The organism is Escherichia sp. E2661 (assembly GCF_004745185.1).
GTDB lineage: Bacteria > Pseudomonadota > Gammaproteobacteria > Enterobacterales > Enterobacteriaceae > Escherichia.
The window spans coordinates 1-18,839 of the sequence record NZ_PDIG01000017.1 but is presented as its reverse complement, the minus strand read 5'-3'; the positions used below and the strand labels follow the sequence as shown (position 1 = coordinate 18,839).

Sequence of the window (18,839 nt, the reverse complement as noted above, 5' to 3'; positions counted from 1 at the left end):
GAAATGCAGACAGAAATATATTGAAAACGAAGGTGTTAGAACAGAAGTATTTCAGAAAACCCTCGCGCTATTGCACGAGGGTTGATAGAGGAGGGGGTTAGCCAGTATTACGCATACCAGCTGCAATTCCGGCAATAGTGACCATCAACGCTTGTTCGACGCGAGGATCCGGTTCCTGGCCTTCTTTTTCTGCCTGGCGGGAGCGGTGCAGCAACTCGGCCTGCAATACGTTCAGCGGGTCAGTGTATATATTTCGTAGCTGAATAGACTCGGCAATCCACGGTAGATCGGCCATCAGATGGGAGTCGTTGGCAATCGCCAGAACCACTTTGATGTCTTCTTCTTGCAGATTGCGTAACTCTTTACCTAACGGCCACAGTGCTTTGTCGACCAGGCGTTGGTCATAGTATTCCGCCAGCCACAGATCTGCTTTGGCGAATACCATTTCCAGCATACCCAGACGCGTTGAGAAGAACGGCCAGTCGCGGCACATGGCTTCCAGTTCGCTCTGTTTGCCATCTTCCACCACTTTTTGCAGCGCCGTACCTGCACCCAGCCAGGCGGGGAGCATCAGGCGGTTTTGTGTCCAGGCAAAAATCCACGGAATGGCGCGCAGAGACTCGACGCCGCCGGTTGGGCGACGTTTCGCCGGGCGTGAACCTAACGGCAGTTTGCCCAGCTCTTGTTCCGGCGTAGCGGAGCGGAAGTAAGGGACAAAGTCTTTGTTTTCACGCACGTATCCGCGGTAGACATCGCAGGAGATGACCGACAGTTCATCCATAATGTGACGCCAGCTCTCTTTCGGCTCAGGCGGTGGCAGCAGGTTGGCTTCCAGAATCGCTCCGGTGTACAGCGACAGGCTGCTGACGGTGATTTCTGGCAGACCGTATTTGAAGCGGATCATCTCGCCCTGTTCGGTCACGCGCAGGCCGCCTTTCAGGCTTCCTGGCGGTTGTGACAGCAGCGCCGCATGGGCAGGTGCGCCGCCGCGACCAATGGAACCGCCGCGACCGTGGAACAGCGTCAGTTCAATACCTGCTTTTTCGCAGGTTTTGATTAACGCGTCCTGTGCCTGATATTGCGCCCAGGAGGCCGCCATCACGCCCGCATCTTTTGCTGAGTCGGAATAGCCAATCATCACCATCTGTTTGCCCTGAATCAGACCGCGATACCAGTCGATATTCAGCAGTTGGGTCATGACATCGTTGGCGTTGTTCAGGTCATCGAGAGTTTCAAACAGCGGTGCGACTGGCATCGCAAACCCGATACCCGCTTCTTTCAGCAGCAGGTGGACGGCCAGTACGTCGGACGGCGTTTTCGCCATCGAGATCACGTAGGCGGCAATAGAGCCTTGCGGCGCTTCGGCAATCACCTGACAGGTATCAAGCACTTCACGCGTTTCGGCGCTTGGTTGCCAGTTGCGCGGCAGAAGCGGACGTTTGGAGTTCAGTTCGCGGATCAGGAATGCCTGTTTGTCGGCCTCTGACCAGCTTTCATAATCGCCGATACCGAGATAGCGGGTCAGCTCGCCCAGCGCTTCGGTATGGCGGGTGCTCTCCTGACGGATATCAATACGCACCAGCGGTACGCCGAAACATTTCACGCGGCGCAGGGTGTCGAGCAGATCGCCGTTGGCGATAATACCCATGCCACACGCCTGAAGTGACTGGTAGCAAGCGTAGAGCGGCTCCCACAGTTCTTCGTTCTGCGTCAGCAGGCCTTCTGGTTTTGGCAGTTCTTCGCCTTTCAGGCGCGCCTCCAGCCATGCCTGTGTCGCCATCAGGCGAGAACGCAGGTTTTTCATCAGATAGCGATACGGTTCTGCGGCGCCTTCTTCGCCGACCAGCGCCAGCAGTTCTGAGGTGGCCTCAACCATCGACAGTTCAGAAACCAGAACCTGAATATCTTTCAGGAACAAATCGGTGGCTTTCCAGCGGCTGAGCAGCAGGACGTGGCGGGTGATATCGGCAGTGACGTTCGGGTTGCCGTCGCGGTCGCCGCCCATCCACGAAGTAAAACGGACCGGAACAAATTCGACGGGCAGTTTGTAGCCGAGATTCTCTTCCAGTTGTTCGTTCAGTTCGCGCAGGTAATTTGGTACGCCTTGCCACAGGCTGTTTTCCACTACGGCAAAGCCCCATTTGGCTTCATCTACCGGGCTTGGACGCAGCTTACGGATTTCATCAGTATGCCAGGACTGAGCAATCAACTGGCGCAGGCGGCGCATCAGCTGGTGGTGTTCGTAGTCGGCGATATCTTTGTTATCGAGCTGCTTTAAGCAGGCGTTCACTTCCACCATTTTGTGGATCAGTGTACGACGGGTAATTTCGGTTGGATGAGCCGTGAGGACCAGTTCCAGCGACAGAGATTCCACTGCTTTTTTGATGGTGTCTTCGCTCAGTTCCGGCTGGTTTTTCAGTTTACGCAGGGTGCGGGCGATCACTTCCGGATTGCTGGCAGCCTCGCCTTTCGGCGAAATGCTGTGGTATTGCTCGGCGGTGTTGGCCAGGTTCAGGAACTGACTAAACGCACGCGCAACGGGCAGCAGCTCGTCGTTCGACAAATTTTGTAAAGTGGTGAGTAACTCCTGGCGGTTAGCATCATTGCCAGCGCGTGAAGATTTGGACAACTTACGGATAGTTTCTACGCGTTCAAGAATGTGTTCTCCCAACGCATCCTTGATGGTTTCTCCCAGCACTTTGCCGAGCATACTGACATTACTACGCAATGCGGAATATTGTTCGTTCATATGACCCCAGACACCCATCTTATCGTTTGATAGCCCTGTATCCTTCACGTCGCATTGGCGCGAATATGCTCGGGCTTTGCTTTTCGTCGTCTTTTATAAAGCCACGTAAAAGCGGTGACGTCAAATGCTGCGAAATCGCTTCAGCAAACGAATAAATAGCAGGAATTTACGCCATTAAATTCACAAGGTTTTAAATAAGCGTAACTTATGGGAATGTTAAAAAATCGCCATGCATAACACCAAAGGTGTAGGTCGGATAAGATGCGCAAGCATCGCATCCGACATTATTGCGGCGCAAGCGCCTTATCCGGTCTACGTTTTAATGCCAGCAAAAGTGGTGAATTACCTGGGTAATCAACTCACGGGTGGGTTTAATAAACCGCGTCTCCAGATATTCATCAGGCTGATGAGCTTGATTGATGGAACCCGGACCGAGCACCAGCGTCGGGCATAACGTTTGAATAAACGGCGCTTCGGTACAGTAGTTAACCACTTCGGTCTTTGCACCGAGCAATTTCTCAACCACTTCAACCAGTTGATGATTTGGCGGACATTCATAGCCTGGGATCGGTGGGTGCAACTCTTCGACCGTCAGACGACCCGGCCAGCGTTCGCTCACCGGAGCCAGCGCGTCGTTGAGTAGGCCATTAAGTTCATTAAGTGTCATACCCGGTAGCGGGCGAATATCCATATGCAACTCACAGCAGGCGCAAATTCGGTTAGAGGCGTCGCCGCCGTGAATATGCCCGAGGTTGAGCGTGGGGTATGGCACGGTAAACGCTTCGTAGTGATAACGTTCTTTCAGGTTATCGCGTAACTGCAAAATATGGCCGATGGCGTCGTGCATCAGTTCGATAGCGTTAACTCCGCGCGCCGGATCGCTGGAGTGGCCCGACTGACCCATAATGCGAATGGCATTTGAGATGTGGCCTTTATGCGCGCGTACTGGTTGCAGCGACGTCGGTTCGCCAATGATGGCGCAATCCGGGCGCAGGGCGGTAGTTTCGGCAAAATAACGCGCTCCCGCCATGCTGGTTTCTTCATCGGCAGTCGCCAGAATGTAGAGCGGTTTTTTCAGTTTCGTGACGTCGACATCGCGTAGCGCATCAAGGATAAACGCAAAAAAGCCTTTCATGTCGGCAGTGCCTAAGCCGTAAAGCTTGCCGTCATGCTCCGTCAGTGTAAACGGATCGCGCGTCCAGCGACCGTCATCAAATGGTACCGTATCGGTATGCCCCGCCAGCAACAAGCCGCCAGCCCCCTGTCCGCAACTGGCCAGCATATTAAATTTGTTGCGAGTTCCTGGAACAGGCTGCACTTCCACATTGAAGCCTAAATCTTTAAACCAGTCCGCCAGCAGAGTGATTAAATCTGCATTGCTTTGATCGAGTGCCTCTTCCGTGGCGCTTATTGAAGGTGTGGCAATCAGAGCACGGTAAATCTCGATAAATGGCGGTAATTTGTTTTTCATTGTTGACACACCTCTGGTCATGATAGTATCAATATTCATGCAGTATTTATGAATAAAAATACACTAACGTTGAGCGTAATAAAACCCACCAGCCGTAAGGTGAATGTTTTACGTTTAACCTGGCAACCAGACATAAGAAGGTGAATAGCCCCGATGTTGAATACGCTGATTGTGGGTGCCAGCGGCTACGCTGGCGCAGAGCTAGTGACCTATGTAAATCGCCATCCGCATATGAACATAACCGCTTTGACTGTCTCAGCGCAAAGCAATGATGCGGGAAAGTTAATCTCCGATTTGCATCCGCAGCTCAAAGGCATCGTTGACCTGCCGTTGCAGCCGATGTCGGATATCAGCGAGTTTAGCCCAGGGGTAGATGTGGTGTTTCTCGCCACCGCCCATGAAGTTAGCCACGATTTAGCGCCGCAGTTTCTTGAAGCTGGCTGTGTGGTGTTCGACCTTTCCGGCGCGTTTCGTGTTAACGACGTCACCTTCTATGAAAAATATTACGGCTTTACCCATCAATACCCGGAACTGCTGGAACAGGCAGCCTACGGTCTGGCGGAGTGGTGCGGTAATAAATTAAAAGAAGCGAACTTGATTGCGGTGCCAGGCTGTTATCCGACGGCGGCACAGCTGGCGCTGAAACCGTTGATTGATGCCAATCTTCTCGACCTTAATCAGTGGCCGGTGATTAACGCCACCAGCGGCGTGAGCGGTGCAGGACGTAAGGCAGCGATTTCAAACAGCTTTTGTGAAGTGAGCCTGCAACCGTATGGCATCTTTACCCATCGCCACCAGCCGGAGATCGCTACACATCTCGGTGCTGACGTCATCTTCACCCCGCATCTGGGCAATTTCCCGCGCGGCATTCTTGAAACCATTACTTGCCGCCTGAAGCCTGGCGTGAACCAGGTGCAAGTCGCGCAAGCGTTACTGCAGGCGTATGCCCATAAACCGTTGGTGCGGTTGTATGACAAAGGCGTTCCGGCACTAAAAAATGTCGTCGGGCTGCCGTTTTGCGATATCGGATTTGCCGTTCAGGGCGAGCATCTGATTATTGTGGCGACCGAAGATAACTTACTGAAAGGCGCGGCGGCACAGGCAATCCAGTGTGCCAATATTCGTTTCGGCTATGCGGAAACGCAGTCTCTTATTTAAGGGTGCAATGATGAATCCATTAATTATCAAGCTGGGCGGCGTACTGCTGGATAGCGAAGAGGCGCTGGAACGGCTGTTCAGCGCACTGGTGAAATATCGTGAGTCACATCAGCGTCCGCTAGTGATTGTCCACGGCGGCGGCTGCGTGGTGGATGAGCTGATGAAAGGGCTGAATCTGCCGGTGAAAAAGAAAAACGGCCTGCGGGTGACGCCTGCGGATCAGATAGACATTATCACCGGAGCGCTGGCGGGAACGGCAAATAAAACCCTGCTGGCATGGGCGAAGAAACATCAGATTGCGGCCGTAGGTTTGTTTCTCGGTGACGGCGACAGCGTCAAAGTGACCCAGCTTGATGAAGAGTTAGGCCATGTTGGACTGGCGCAGCCAGGTTCGCCTAAGCTTATCAATACGTTGCTGGAAAACGGTTATCTGCCAGTGGTCAGCTCCATTGGCGTAACGGACGAAGGGCAACTGATGAACGTCAATGCCGACCAGGCGGCGACGGCGCTGGCGGCAACGCTGGGCGCGGATCTGATTTTGCTCTCCGACGTCAGCGGCATTCTCGACGGTAAAGGGCAACGCATTGCCGAAATGACCGCCGCGAAAGCAGAACAACTGATTGAGCAGGGCATTATTACCGACGGCATGATAGTGAAAGTGAACGCGGCGCTGGATGCTGCGCGCACGCTGGGCCGTCCGGTAGATATCGCCTCCTGGCGTCATGCGGAACAGCTTCCGGCACTGTTTAACGGTATGCCGATGGGTACGCGGATTTTAGCTTAAGTTTTGTTGGCCGGAGGCGCAGCTTTCCGGCATTGAATTTCAAAATAAGGAAACAGAGTTATGGCACTTTGGGGCGGGCGTTTTACCCTGGCAGCAGATCAACGGTTCAAACAATTCAACGACTCACTGCGCTTTGATTACCGTCTGGCGGAGCAGGATATTGTTGGCTCTGTGGCCTGGTCCAAAGCCCTGGTAACGGTCGGCGTGTTAACCGCAGAAGAGCAGGCGCAACTGGAAGAGGCGCTGAACGTGCTGCTGGAAGATGTTCGCGCCAGGCCACAACAAATCCTTGAAAGCGATGCCGAAGATATCCATAGCTGGGTGGAAGGCAAACTGATCGACAAAGTGGGCCAGTTAGGCAAAAAAATTGCATACCGGGCGTAGCCGTAATGATCAGGTAGCGACAGACCTGAAACTGTGGTGCAAAGATACCGTTAGCGAGTTGCTGACGGCTAACCGTCAGCTGCAATCGGCGCTGGTGGAAACCGCACAAAACAATCAGGACGCGGTGATGCCAGGTTACACTCACCTGCAACGCGCTCAACCGGTGACTTTCGCGCACTGGTGCCTGGCCTACGTTGAGATGCTGGCGCGTGATGAAAGCCGTTTGCAGGACGCGCTTAAGCGTCTGGATGTCAGCCCGTTAGGCTGTGGCGCACTGGCGGGAACGGCCTATGAAATCGACCGTGAACAGTTAGCAGGCTGGCTGGGCTTTGCTTCGGCGACCCGTAACAGTCTCGACAGCGTTTCTGACCGTGATCATGTGCTGGAACTGCTTTCTGCTGCCGCTATCGGCATGGTGCATCTGTCGCGTTTTGCTGAAGATCTGATTTTCTTTAACACCGGCGAAGCGGGATTTGTGGAGCTTTCTGACCGCGTGACTTCAGGTTCATCATTAATGCCGCAGAAGAAAAACCCGGATGCGCTGGAGCTGATTCGCGGTAAATGCGGTCGGGTGCAGGGTGCGTTAACTGGCATGATGATGACGCTGAAAGGTTTGCCGCTGGCTTACAACAAAGATATGCAGGAAGACAAAGAAGGTCTGTTCGACGCGCTCGATACCTGGCTGGACTGCCTGCATATGGCGGCGCTGGTGCTGGACGGCATTCAGGTGAAACGCCCGCGTTGCCAGGAAGCGGCTCAGCAGGGTTACGCGAACGCCACTGAACTGGCGGATTACCTGGTGGCGAAAGGCGTACCGTTCCGCGAGGCGCACCATATTGTTGGTGAAGCGGTGGTGGAAGCCATTCGTCAGGGCAAACCGCTGGAAGAGCTGCCGCTCAGTGAGTTGCAGAAATTCAGCCCGGTGATTGGCGAAGATGTCTATCCGATTCTGTCGCTGCAATCGTGTCTCGACAAGCGTGCGGCAAAAGGCGGCGTCTCACCGCAGCAGGTGGCCCAAGCGATTGCTTTTGCAAGGGCGCGGTTGGGGTAAGAACATTTATATGTACAAATTTGAGCCTGGCTTATCGCCGGGCTTTTTTATGGCAAAAAAAAGCGGATCCTGGAGATCCGCAAAAGTTCACGTTGGCTTTAGTTATTCGAGTTGAGAAACTCTCGAAACGGGCAGTGACTTCAAGGGTTAAAAGAGGTGCCGCTCCGTTTCTGTGCGCAATTATCAGTCACAATGCTTGATAGGGATAATCGTTCGTTGCTATGCTACCTATCGCCATGAACTATCGTGGCGATGGAGGATGGATAATGAATATTCGTGATCTTGAGTACCTGGTGGCATTGGCTGAACACCGCCATTTTCGGCGTGCGGCAGACTCCTGCCACGTTAGCCAGCCGACGCTTAGCGGGCAAATTCGTAAGCTGGAAGATGAGCTGGGCGTGATGTTGCTGGAGCGGACCAGCCGTAAAGTGTTGTTCACCCAGGCGGGAATGCTGCTGGTGGATCAGGCGCGTACCGTGCTGCGCGAGGTGAAAGTCCTTAAAGAGATGGCAAGCCAGCAGGGGGAGACGATGTCCGGGCCGCTGCATATTGGTTTGATTCCCACGGTTGGGCCTTACCTGTTGCCGCATATTATCCCGATGCTGCACCAGACCTTTCCGAAGCTGGAAATGTATCTGCATGAAGCGCAGACCCATCAGTTACTGGCGCAACTGGACAGTGGCAAACTCGACTGCGTGATCCTCGCGCTGGTGAAAGAGAGCGAAGCATTCATTGAAGTACCGTTGTTTGATGAACCCATGTTGTTGGCAGTCTATGAAGATCACCCGTGGTCTAATCGCGAATGCGTGCCGATGGCCGATCTGGCAGGGGAAAAACTGCTGATGCTGGAAGATGGTCACTGTCTGCGCGATCAGGCAATGGGCTTCTGCTTTGAAGCTGGAGCGGATGAAGATACACACTTCCGCGCGACCAGTCTGGAGACGCTGCGCAACATGGTAGCCGCAGGTAGCGGGATCACTTTATTGCCTGCGCTGGCTGTACCGCCAGAACGCAAACGCGATGGCGTGGTTTATCTGCCGTGCATTAAGCCGGAACCACGCCGTACCATTGGCCTGGTTTATCGTCCTGGCTCACCGCTGCGCAGCCGCTATGAGCAGCTGGCAGAGGCCATCCGCGCAAAAATGGATGGCCATTTCGATAAAGCGTTAAAACAGGCGGTTTAAGCCGTTTAATGCCGCTACCCGATAGGCTTCCGCCATGGTCGGGTAGTTAAAGGTGGTGTTGACGAAGTACTCAATGGTGTTGCCGCCACCTTTCTGTTCCATAATCGCCTGACCGATATGAATAATTTCGGCAGCGCGCTCACCAAAGCAATGGATCCCCAGAATCTCTTTTGTTTCCCGATGGAACAAAATTTTCAGCGTACCCACGTTCATGCCAACGATTTGTGCACGCGCCAGATGTTTAAACTGGGCGCGGCCTACTTCATACGGTACTTTCATCGCGGTCAGCTGCTGTTCAGTTTTGCCCACGGAGCTGATTTCCGGGATGGTGTAAATACCGGTAGGGATATCTTCAATCAAGTGCGCGGTGGCTTCACCTTTTACCAGCGCCTGCGCGGCAATGCGCCCCTGGTCATAGGCCGCTGAAGCCAGGCTTGGATAACCAATCACGTCGCCCACCGCGTAAACGTGCGGCTGCGCGGTCTGATACATGCTGTTGACCTTCAGCTGTCCGCGACTGTCAGTTTCCAGCCCAATGTTCTGTAACGCCAGCGAATCGGTATTACCGGTGCGACCGTTGGCATAGAGCAGACAGTCGGCTTTCAGTTTTTTGCCCGACTTCAGATGCATGATCACACCGTCGTCACAGCCTTCGATCTTCTCGTACTCTTCGTTGTGACGAATCACTACGCCACTGTTCCAGAAGTGATAGGAGAGCGAATCTGACATCTCTTGATCGAGAAACGCCAACAGGCGATCGCGGGTATTGATCAGATCTACTTTTACATCCATACCGCGGAAGATCGACGCATATTCACAGCCGATCACTCCAGCACCGTAAATAAGTACATGGCGCGGTTCGTGGTGCATGCTAAGAATTGAGTCGCTGTCGTAAATGCGTGGATGGGTGAAATCGACGTCTGCTGGATGATAAGGGCGTGAGCCGCAGGCTATGACAAATTTTTCTGCGGTTAATGTTTCGACCGTGCCGTCCGGGCAGTCCAGCGCCAACGTATGCTCGTCAACAAAGCGAGCGTTCCCCTGCAATATTTCACAGTGATTACGTTCGTAAAATCCCTGACGCATGCGCGTTTGTTGATTAATCACGTTATCGGCATGGTTAAGGATATCGGCAAAAGAAGAGCGGAGCAGTCGGGAATGGTCGCTGTAAAGTGGGTTTTGATTGAATTCTATAATGCGGCTGACAGCGTGACGGAGAGCTTTCGACGGGATGGTGCCCCAGTGGGTGCAACCGCCGCCAACATTTTGATAACGCTCGATAACTGCGACGCGCGCACCTTGCTTAACCAGGCCCATTGCAGCGCCTTCGCCGCCGGGGCCGGAACCTATTACTATGGCATCGTAATCGTAGGAATGTGGCATGGTAGGGCTTACCTGTTCTTATACATAAAAGCAACAGAATGGTAACATTTTATCGCGGGTAAGCCAATTGATCCCCGTCATTAATCTGGCTATAGCGTGAGCGGCCTTTGCTTTGTCTGCCTCCTTCTTAACCCATTTATTCACTATTAATCGCTTTTTCTTATGGCTGATAGTTTTATCTTGCCGAAGCGTGCTTTTTTGTTATTGTCTTTATTAAATCTTCTTATAAAACAAACATATAAATATTTTATATTGATGAGTTATTTGTATTTATACCATCAATAAAATCCGTTAATTAGCCTGTTTATAAGTGAATAAAGGAATAGCCGATGATCGAACACTATATTCGAGGGTTTGAGGAAGAACTGCGTGAGATCCGCCATCAGATCCACGAAAACCCGGAGCTGGGATTACAAGAATTTAAAACCAGTGCTTTGGTGGCGGAAAAGCTGCGCCAGTGGGGCTATGAGGTTGAGCAAGGGCTGGCGACAACCGGCGTGGTAGCCACGTTAAAAGTGGGCGACGGAGAGAAAAGTATTGGCCTGCGGGCGGATATGGATGCGCTGCCAATTTATGAAAATAGCGGCAAGCCCTGGGCCAGTAAACATCCCGGTTTAATGCACGCATGCGGTCATGACGGCCATACCACGATATTACTAGGTGCTGCGCGTTATCTTGCCGAAACTCGTCGTTTTAACGGCACGTTACGTCTTATCTTCCAGCCCGCAGAAGAGATGATTAACGGTGGCGAGATTATGGTCAAAGAAGGTCTTTTTGACCACTTCCCCTGCGATGTGATTTTCGGGATGCACAACATGCCTGGCTTGCCGGTTGGCAAGTTTTTCTTCCAGCCAGGGGCGCTAATGGCGTCAATGGATCAGTTCCACATCACAGTTCGTGGCTGTGGAGGGCATGGTGCAATTCCTCACAAAGCCATCGATCCGGTGCTGGTCGCGGCACATATCACCACTGCATTACAAAGCATTGTGTCGCGCAATGTCGATCCGCTGGAAGCGGCGGTAATTACCGTCGGCAGCATTGTTGCGGGTGAGGCCGCTAACGTCATTCCTGACAGTGCTGAGATGAAAATCAGCGTCCGCTCTCTTAGCCGCGATACCCGACAACTTCTTCTGACCCGTATTCCGGCTCTGGCGCAAGCCCAGGCTGTCAGCTTTGGCGCTACGGCTGAGGTTACGCATGTTAACGGTACGCCGGTATTAGTGAATGACGAGGAGATGGCGCGCTTCGCCTGGCAGGTGGCGTGTAAAAACGTTTGGTGAAGATCGGGCCGAGTTTGGCATCAAGCCCCTGATGGGCAGTGAGGATTTCTCTTTCATGCTGGAAGCCCAGCCGAAAGGCGCTTTTTTGCTGTTCGGTAATGGCGATGTCGGGGAAGGTTCCTGCATGGTGCATAACCCGGGCTACGACTTCAACGATGCAAGTCTGGTCCCGGCGTGCAGCTACTGGGGCGCACTGGTAGAAGCCTGGCTGCAATAAATAAAACAACACACAACAACACTTTCTGGCAAGGAACATGGAATGACGGCGATCGTAAATGGAAGCGTGATTGTGAAGAAAAAGCCCAGCGGTAAGCGGGTGATTTTTGCTTCGGCGTTTGGCAATGCGCTCGAATTTTTTGATTTTGGCGTTTACAACTTTTTTGTGGTCTATATCAGTACGCTTTTCTTCCCGCCCAGTGCCGATCACAATGTCGCGCTGTTACTGGCATTTGCAACGTTTGGCGTGAGTTTTTTTATGCGCCCGCTTGGTGGAATTATCGTCGGGGCCTGGGCCGATCGTTTCGGACGCAAACCCGCGATGGTGTTCACCATTGCCCTGATGAGCCTCGGTACGCTGATGATTGGCATTGCGCCGACCTATGCAACGGCGGGCTATTGGGGAACGGCGACGCTGGTACTGGCGCGTCTGATTCAGGGTGTTGCAGCAGGTGGTGAAGTCGGCGCCTCAATGTCTTTACTGGTTGAATCAGCTCCGGCAAATCGTCGCGGTTTTTACAGCAGTTGGTCGCTGGCGACCCAGGGGCTGGCAACGACCTTTGGTGGTGTTGTCGCTTTAGGTCTGAGCACTTGGCTACCGTTCGCCACAGGTTCAGAAACCGTAATGGCAGAATGGGGCTGGCGTGTGCCATTTTTTATTGGCGTGTTATTAGCACCGATCGGTTGCTGGTTGCGTCTGAGCCTGGAAAATGACGTACCTGAACCTGTACACAATAAAAAAGCTGCTGCCAGCGAAAGCGCGTTCTCTCTGCTCCTGCAACATAAAGCGACTATCATTAACGGCGTTCTACTCGCTATTGGTAGCACGGTAGCAACCTATATTTCCCTCTTTTACTATGGCACCTGGGCGGCGAAGTATCTGGCAATGCCTCAACACTATTCTCATGCAGCGATGTTACTGGCGGGGGTAATTACGTTTGTGGGCGCGCTGTTGGTGGGGATGCTATGTGATTCGGTCGGGCGTAAAAAACTGATTTTAATCTCTCGTGTGATGGTGCTGATCTGTAGCTGGCCTTCGTTCTGGCTGTTGGTGAATTACCCCAGTCCCGGCATGTTGCTGACGGTCGTTTTCGTGATGGTCAGCTTTACCACGCTTGGTGGGGTACCGGTAATGTTGCTGATTTCCGAACTATTGCCGAAACGGATTCGGGCATTAGGCTTCGCGTTGGTTTATAGCATTGGCGTAGCAATCTTCGGCGGTTTTGCGCAATATTTCGCCACGCAATCCATCGTGTTACTGGATAGCCTGACGGCTCCGGCGTGGTATCTGGGCGGGGGCACATTGCTGTCTATGCTGGCGTTGCTGTTTGTAAAAGAACCGGCTAAAGAGTTGCAGTAAATGTGTTTTATTGCGCTACCGTTCATTCACAACACTGGAGCAATCCAGTATGTTCATTCTCTGGTATAGTGCCAGCAGTACTTTTGGCAAGGATTCAGACATCGTGATGGGCGTAAGAGCGCAGCAAAAAGAAAAAACCCGACGTTCGCTGGTAGAAGCCGCATTTAGCCAATTAAGTGCTGAACGCAGCTTCGCCAGCCTGAGTTTACGTGAAGTGGCGCGTGAAGCGGGCATTGCTCCCACCTCTTTTTATCGGCATTTCCGCGACGTAGACGAACTTGGCCTGACCATGGTTGACGAGAGTGGTTTGATGCTGCGTCAGCTTATGCGCCAGGCGCGTCAGCGTATCGCTAAAGGCGGGAGTGTGATCCGTACCTCGGTATCCACATTTATGGAGTTCATCGGTAATAATCCTAACGCCTTCCGGTTATTATTGCGGGAACGCTCCGGCACCTCCGCCGCGTTTCGTGCCGCCGTTGCGCGTGAAATTCAGCACTTCATTGCGGAACTTGCGGACTATCTTGAACTCGAAAACCATATGCCTCGCGCGTTTACTGAAGCGCAAGCCGAAGCCATGGTGACGATTGTCTTCAGTGCGGGTGCCGAGGCGTTGGACGTCGGCGTCGAACAACGTCGGCAATTAGAAGAGCGACTGGTACTGCAACTACGAATGATTTCGAAAGGGGCTTATTACTGGTATCGCCGTGAACAAGAGAAAACCGCAATTATTCCGGGAAATGTGAAGGACGAGTAATGAAACAAGCAAATCAAGATAGAGGTACGCTGCTGCTGGCGTTAGTTGCTGGCTTATCGATTAATGGTACTTTCGCAGCGCTGTTTAGCTCCATTGTGCCATTTTCTGTATTCCCGATTATTTCCCTGGTGCTGACGGTTTACTGCCTGCATCAACGTTATCTTAATCGCACTATGCCGGTCGGCTTGCCGGGTCTGGCAGCTGCCTGTTTTATTCTCGGTGTTCTGCTGTATAGCACTGTGGTTCGTGCGGAATATCCGGATATCGGTTCTAACTTCTTCCCGGCTGTGTTGTCCGTCATTATGGTGTTCTGGATTGGCGCGAAGATGCGTAACCGTAAGCAGGAAGTTGCTGAGTAATCGGAATCATGCCGGATGCTGGCGCATCCGGCATGGGGTTTACTTCGCGGTCAGTAATACGCCGCACTCCATATGGTGCGTGTAGGGGAACTGATCAAATAGAGCCAGACGTTCAACCTTGTGCGTCTGGCTTAATGTTTCCAGATTCTTGCATAATGTTTCCGGATTGCAGGAGATATACAGAATACGCGGATACGCCTGCACCATTTTCTCGGTTTCACTGTCCAGACCGCTGCGCGGCGGGTCGACAAAAATGGTTTCGCACTGATAACTCTTTAAGTCGATCCCTTGCAGGCGGTTAAACTCGCGCACACCATTCATCGCCTGAGTAAATTCTTCTGCCGCCATACGAATAATTTGTACGTTATCAATATGGTTAGCTGCGATGTTGTATTGCGCAGCAGCAACCGACGGCTTGGCGATTTCGGTAGCTAATACCCGATCAAAATTGCGCGCCAGCGCTAATGAAAAGTTACCGTTGCCGCAGTACAGCTCCAGTAAATCGCCTTTTGAGCCTTTGGTTACGTCCAGCGCCCATTCCAGCATCTGAATATTCATCGCCGCGTTCGGCTGGGTAAAGCTGTTTTCTACCTGACGGTAGATCATCTCTTTCCCGGCGACCGGCAGACGTTCATCGATGTAATCCTGATCCAGCGCGATTTTGGTTTTCGTTGCCCGACCAATCAGATGCACATTCAGATTCTGCGCGCGCAACGCATCGCGCAGGGCTTCCGCCTGCTGACGCCACTCATCATCCAGCTTTTTATGGTACAGCAGGGAAACCACTGCCTGATTACTCAGCGTAGTGAGGTAATCAATCTGGAACAACTTGTGGCGCAGAATGGGATTATTACGCACACCCGCAATCATCGCCGTCATCAACTGGTTGATAAGTTCACTGGCGGCGGGGAAGCTATCCACACGGATACGACTTTTGGTTTGTTGATCGAAAATGATGTGGTACAGGTCATCGCCATCGTGCCAGATGCGGAACTCCGCACGCATCCGATAATGACTGACCGGCGAGCGAAACACTTCCGGAACCAGGTCAGAAAACGGTGCCATCATACTTTGCAAACGTACCACTTTTTTCGGCTAACTGCGCTTCATACTGTTCTGTTGGAAGGTGTTCGGGGGTCATGATGTATCCTGAAAAATTAAAGTACGCGGCGATTGTAGGGATTGCTCATCAGATGTCCAGATCTTGATGAATTCCTATTTGTGAGCTACGTCTGGACAGTAACTTGTTACAACCTGTAGCATCCACTTGCCGGTCCTGTGAGTTAATAGGGAATCCAGTGCGAATCTGGAGCTGACGCGCAGCGGTAAGGAAAGGTGCGATGATTGCGTTATGCGGACACTGCCATCCGGTGGGAAGTCATCATCTCTTAGTATCTTAGATACCCCTCCAAGCCCGAAGACCTGCCGGCCAACGTCGCATCTGGTTCTCATCATCGCGTAATATTGATGAAACCTGCGGCATCCTTCTTCTATTGTGGATGCTTTACAATGATTAAAAAAGCTTCGCTGCTGACGGCGTGTTCTGTCACAGCCTTTTCCGCTTGGGCACAGGATACCAGCCCGGATACTCTCGTCGTTACTGCTAACCGTTTTGAACAGCCGCGCAGCACTGTACTTGCACCAACCACCGTTGTGACGCGTCAGGATATCGACCGCTGGCAGTCGACCTCGGTTAATGATGTGCTGCGCCGTCTTCCGGGCGTCGATATCACCCAAAACGGCGGTTCAGGTCAGCTCTCATCTATTTTTATTCGCGGTACAAATGCCAGTCATGTGTTGGTGTTAATTGATGGCGTACGCCTGAATCTGGCGGGGGTGAGTGGTTCTGCCGACCTTAGCCAGTTCCCTATTGCGCTTGTCCAGCGTGTTGAATATATCCGTGGGCCACGCTCCGCCGTTTATGGTTCCGATGCAATAGGTGGGGTGGTGAATATCATCACGACGCGCGATGAACCCGGAACGGAAATTTCAGCAGGGTGGGGAAGCCATAGTTATCAGAACTACGATGTCTCTACGCAGCAACAACTGGGGGATAAGACACGGGTAACTCTGTTGGGCGATTACGCTTATACCCATGGTTATGATGTTGTCGCTTACGGCAATACAGGAATGCAAGCGCAGCCTGATAACGATGGTTTCTTAAGTAAAACGCTTTATGGTGCGCTGGAACATAATTTTACCGATGCCTGGAGCGGCTTTGTACGTGGCTATGGCTATGATAATCGGACCAATTATGACGCGTATTATTCTCCGGGTTCACCATTGGTCGATACCCGTAAACTCTATAGTCAAAGTTGGGACGCCGGGCTGCGCTATAACGGCGAACTGATTAAATCACAACTCATTACTGGCTATAGCCATAGCAAAGATTACAACTACGATCCGCATTATGGTCGTTATGATTCGTCGGCGACGCTCGATGAGATGAAGCAATACACCGTCCAGTGGGCAAACAATGTCATCGTTGGTCACGGTAGTATTGGTGCGGGTGTCGACTGGCAGAAACAGACTACGACGCCGGGTACAGGTTATGTTGAGGATGGATATGATCAACGTAATACCGGCATCTATCTGACCGGGCTGCAACAAGTCGGCGATTTTACCTTTGAAGGTGCAGCACGCAGCGACGATAACTCACAGTTTGGTCGTCATGGAACCTGGCAAACCAGCGCCGGATGGGAGTTCATCGAAGGTTATCGTTTTATCGCTTCCTATGGGACATCTTATAAGGCACCAAATCTTGGACAACTGTACGGCTTCTACGGTAATCCGGATCTGGACCCTGAGAAAAGCAAACAGTGGGAAGGCGCGTTTGAAGGATTAACAGCAGGAGTGAACTGGCGTATTTCCGGATATCGTAACGATGTTAGTGACTTAATCGATTATGACGACCATATCCTGAAATATTACAACGAAGGGAAAGCGCGGATTAAAGGTGTCGAGGCGACCGCCAATTTTGATACCGGACCGCTGACGCATACTGTGAGTTACGATTATGTTGATGCCCGTAACGCAATTACCGACACACCGTTGTTACGCCGTGCTAAACAGCAGGTGAAATACCAGCTCGACTGGCAGCTGTATGACTTCGACTGGGGTATTACTTATCAGTATTTAGGCTCTCGCTATGATAAGGATTACTCATCTTATCCTTATCAAACCGTTAAAATGGGCGGTGTGAGCTTGTGGGATCTTGCGGTTGCATATCCGGTCACCTCTCACCTGACAGTTCGTGGTAAAATAGCCAACCTGTTCGACAAAGATTATGAGACAGTCTATGGCTACCAAACTGCAGGACGGGAATACACCTTGTCTGGCAGCTACACCTTCTGAACCACGTCCCACCGTGCTGGTGTTTGACTCCGGCGTCGGTGGGTTGTCGGTCTATGACGAGATCCGGCATCTCTTACCGGATCTCCATTACATTTATGCTTTCGATAACGTCGCTTTCCCGTATGGCGAAAAAAGCGAAGAGTTTATTGTTGAGCGTGTGGTGGAAATTGTCACCGCAGTGCAAGAGCGTTATCCCCTTGCGCTGGCTGTGGTCGCTTGCAACACCGCCAGTACCGTCTCACTTCCTGCATTACGCGAAAAGTTTGCGTTCCCGGTTGTCGGTGTCGTTCCGGCAATTAAGCCAGCGGCACGCCTGACAGCTAATGGCATTGTCGGATTGCTGGCAACTCGTGGTACGGTAAAACGTTCTTATACCCACGAGCTAATCGCGCGTTTCGCTAATGAATGTCAGATAGAGATGCTGGGCTCGGCAGAAATGGTTGAGCTGGCTGAAGCGAAGCTGCATGGCGAAGAAATCTCTCTGGATGCGCTAAAACGTATCCTGCGCCCGTGGTTAAGAATGAAAGAGCCGCCAGATACCGTTGTTCTGGGTTGCACCCATTTTCCTCTACTTCAAGAAGAACTGTTAAAGGTGCTGCCAGAGGGAACCCGGCTGGTGGATTCTGGCGCAGCGATTGCCCGCCGAACGGCCTGGCTGCTGGAACATGAAGCTCCTGAGGCAAAATCTGCCGATGCGAACATTGCCTTTTGCATGGCCATGACGCCAGAAGCTGAACAGTTATTACCCGTTTTACAGCGTTACGGCTTCAAAACGCTCGAAAAACTGGCAGTTTCAGGCTGATTTGGTTGAATGTTGCGCATTCGGAAAATTATTTTAAATTTCCTCTTGTCAGCTCAGAATAACTCCCTATAATGCGCCACCACTGACACGGAACAACGGCAAACACGCCGCCGGGTCAGCGGGATTCTCCTGAGAATTCCGGCAGAGAAAAGCAAAAAAAATGCTTGACTCTGTAGCGGGAAAGCGTATTATGCACACCCCGCGCCGCTGAGAAAAAGCGAAGCGGCACTGCTCTTTAACAATTTATCAGACAATCTGTGTGGGCACTCGAAGATACGGATTCTTAACGTCGCAAGACGAAAAATGAATACCAAGTCTCAAGAGTGAACACGTAATTCATTACGAAGTTTAATTCTTTGAGCATCAAACTTTTAAATTGAAGAGTTTGATCATGGCTCAGATTGAACGCTGGCGGCAGGCCTAACACATGCAAGTCGAACGGTAACAGGAAGAAGCTTGCTTCTTTGCTGACGAGTGGCGGACGGGTGAGTGAATGTCTGGGAAACTGCCGTGAATGGAGGGGATAACTACTGGAAACGGTAGCTAATAC

11 protein-coding genes, 1 rRNA gene, 3 pseudogenes and 1 riboswitch are annotated in these 18,839 nt (G+C 52.0%); of the genes and pseudogenes, 11 read left to right on the top strand and 4 right to left on the bottom strand.

Annotated features, from left to right (window positions below; translation table 11 throughout):
• Nucleotides 1–97: 97 nt before the first annotated feature.
• Nucleotides 98–2,749 carry a phosphoenolpyruvate carboxylase gene (gene ppc, locus CRI63_RS08460; RefSeq protein WP_135519226.1) on the bottom strand — a complete coding sequence of 884 codons (2,652 nt, stop codon included), beginning with the start codon at nt 2,747–2,749 and terminating at the stop codon, nt 98–100.
• A 319-nt stretch (nt 2,750–3,068) separates the two neighbouring features.
• Entirely contained in the window at nt 3,069–4,220 is a 1,152-nt protein-coding gene (gene argE / locus CRI63_RS08455; protein ID WP_135519223.1) for an acetylornithine deacetylase, read from the bottom strand.
• 153 nt (nt 4,221–4,373) lie between these two features.
• Here argE and argC point away from each other — a divergent pair, with 153 nt between their 5' ends.
• From argC to oxyR, 4 genes and pseudogenes are all read left to right on the top strand, one after another.
• Nucleotides 4,374–5,378 (top strand): N-acetyl-gamma-glutamyl-phosphate reductase, encoded by a 1,005-nt coding sequence (gene argC / locus CRI63_RS08450; protein WP_135519221.1) that lies wholly within the window; start codon nt 4,374–4,376, stop codon nt 5,376–5,378.
• 7 nt (nt 5,379–5,385) lie between these two features.
• Complete coding sequence (gene argB / locus CRI63_RS08445; RefSeq protein ID WP_130206548.1) at nt 5,386–6,162, top strand: acetylglutamate kinase; 777 nt, start codon at nt 5,386–5,388, stop codon at nt 6,160–6,162.
• Nucleotides 6,163–6,222: 60 nt separating this feature from the next.
• Nucleotides 6,223–7,597, top strand: a pseudogene (gene argH / locus CRI63_RS08440) (argininosuccinate lyase).
• A 266-nt stretch (nt 7,598–7,863) separates the two neighbouring features.
• Nucleotides 7,864–8,781: a DNA-binding transcriptional regulator OxyR gene (oxyR, locus tag CRI63_RS08435; protein WP_130206544.1), complete on the top strand. Its 918-nt coding sequence runs from the start codon at nt 7,864–7,866 to the stop codon at nt 8,779–8,781.
• Here oxyR and sthA read toward each other — a convergent pair.
• Nucleotides 8,764–10,164: a Si-specific NAD(P)(+) transhydrogenase gene (sthA, locus tag CRI63_RS08430; RefSeq protein ID WP_001120822.1), complete on the bottom strand. Its 1,401-nt coding sequence runs from the start codon at nt 10,162–10,164 to the stop codon at nt 8,764–8,766. The genes oxyR and sthA overlap by 18 nt on opposite strands.
• 329 nt (nt 10,165–10,493) lie before the next feature.
• Between sthA and CRI63_RS08425 the strand changes: the two are divergent.
• The 4 genes and pseudogenes from CRI63_RS08425 (at nt 10,494) to CRI63_RS08410 (ending at nt 14,133) form a co-directional block, all read left to right on the top strand.
• Nucleotides 10,494–11,661: pseudogene (locus CRI63_RS08425) on the top strand (M20 aminoacylase family protein).
• 42 nt (nt 11,662–11,703) lie between these two features.
• A complete protein-coding gene (locus tag CRI63_RS08420; RefSeq protein ID WP_130206540.1) occupies nt 11,704–13,020 on the top strand; it encodes a citrate-proton symporter in 1,317 nt (438 codons plus the stop codon).
• A 103-nt stretch (nt 13,021–13,123) separates the two neighbouring features.
• Nucleotides 13,124–13,774: an HTH-type transcriptional repressor FabR gene (gene fabR, locus CRI63_RS08415; protein ID WP_001309117.1), complete on the top strand. Its 651-nt coding sequence runs from the start codon at nt 13,124–13,126 to the stop codon at nt 13,772–13,774.
• Entirely contained in the window at nt 13,774–14,133 is a 360-nt protein-coding gene (locus CRI63_RS08410; RefSeq protein ID WP_000806411.1) for a YijD family membrane protein, read from the top strand. Before fabR ends, CRI63_RS08410 begins: the two co-directional genes overlap by 1 nt.
• A gap of 39 nt (nt 14,134–14,172) precedes the next feature.
• Here the strand turns inward: CRI63_RS08410 and trmA are convergent.
• Nucleotides 14,173–15,274: pseudogene (gene trmA, locus CRI63_RS08405) on the bottom strand (tRNA (uridine(54)-C5)-methyltransferase TrmA).
• Nucleotides 15,275–15,387: 113 nt separating this feature from the next.
• A riboswitch (cobalamin riboswitch) is annotated at nt 15,388–15,578 on the top strand.
• A gap of 64 nt (nt 15,579–15,642) precedes the next feature.
• Here trmA and btuB point away from each other — a divergent pair.
• The 3 genes from btuB to CRI63_RS08390 all read left to right on the top strand — a co-directional run.
• Nucleotides 15,643–17,487, top strand: a complete 1,845-nt coding sequence (btuB, locus tag CRI63_RS08400) for a TonB-dependent vitamin B12 receptor BtuB (RefSeq protein ID WP_135519218.1) — start codon at nt 15,643–15,645, stop codon at nt 17,485–17,487.
• Entirely contained in the window at nt 17,432–18,289 is an 858-nt protein-coding gene (gene murI / locus CRI63_RS08395) for a glutamate racemase (RefSeq protein ID WP_130206536.1), read from the top strand. Before btuB ends, murI begins: the two co-directional genes overlap by 56 nt.
• Before the next feature lie 373 nt (nt 18,290–18,662).
• Nucleotides 18,663–18,839 (top strand): 16S ribosomal RNA (locus CRI63_RS08390); the annotation flags it as partial.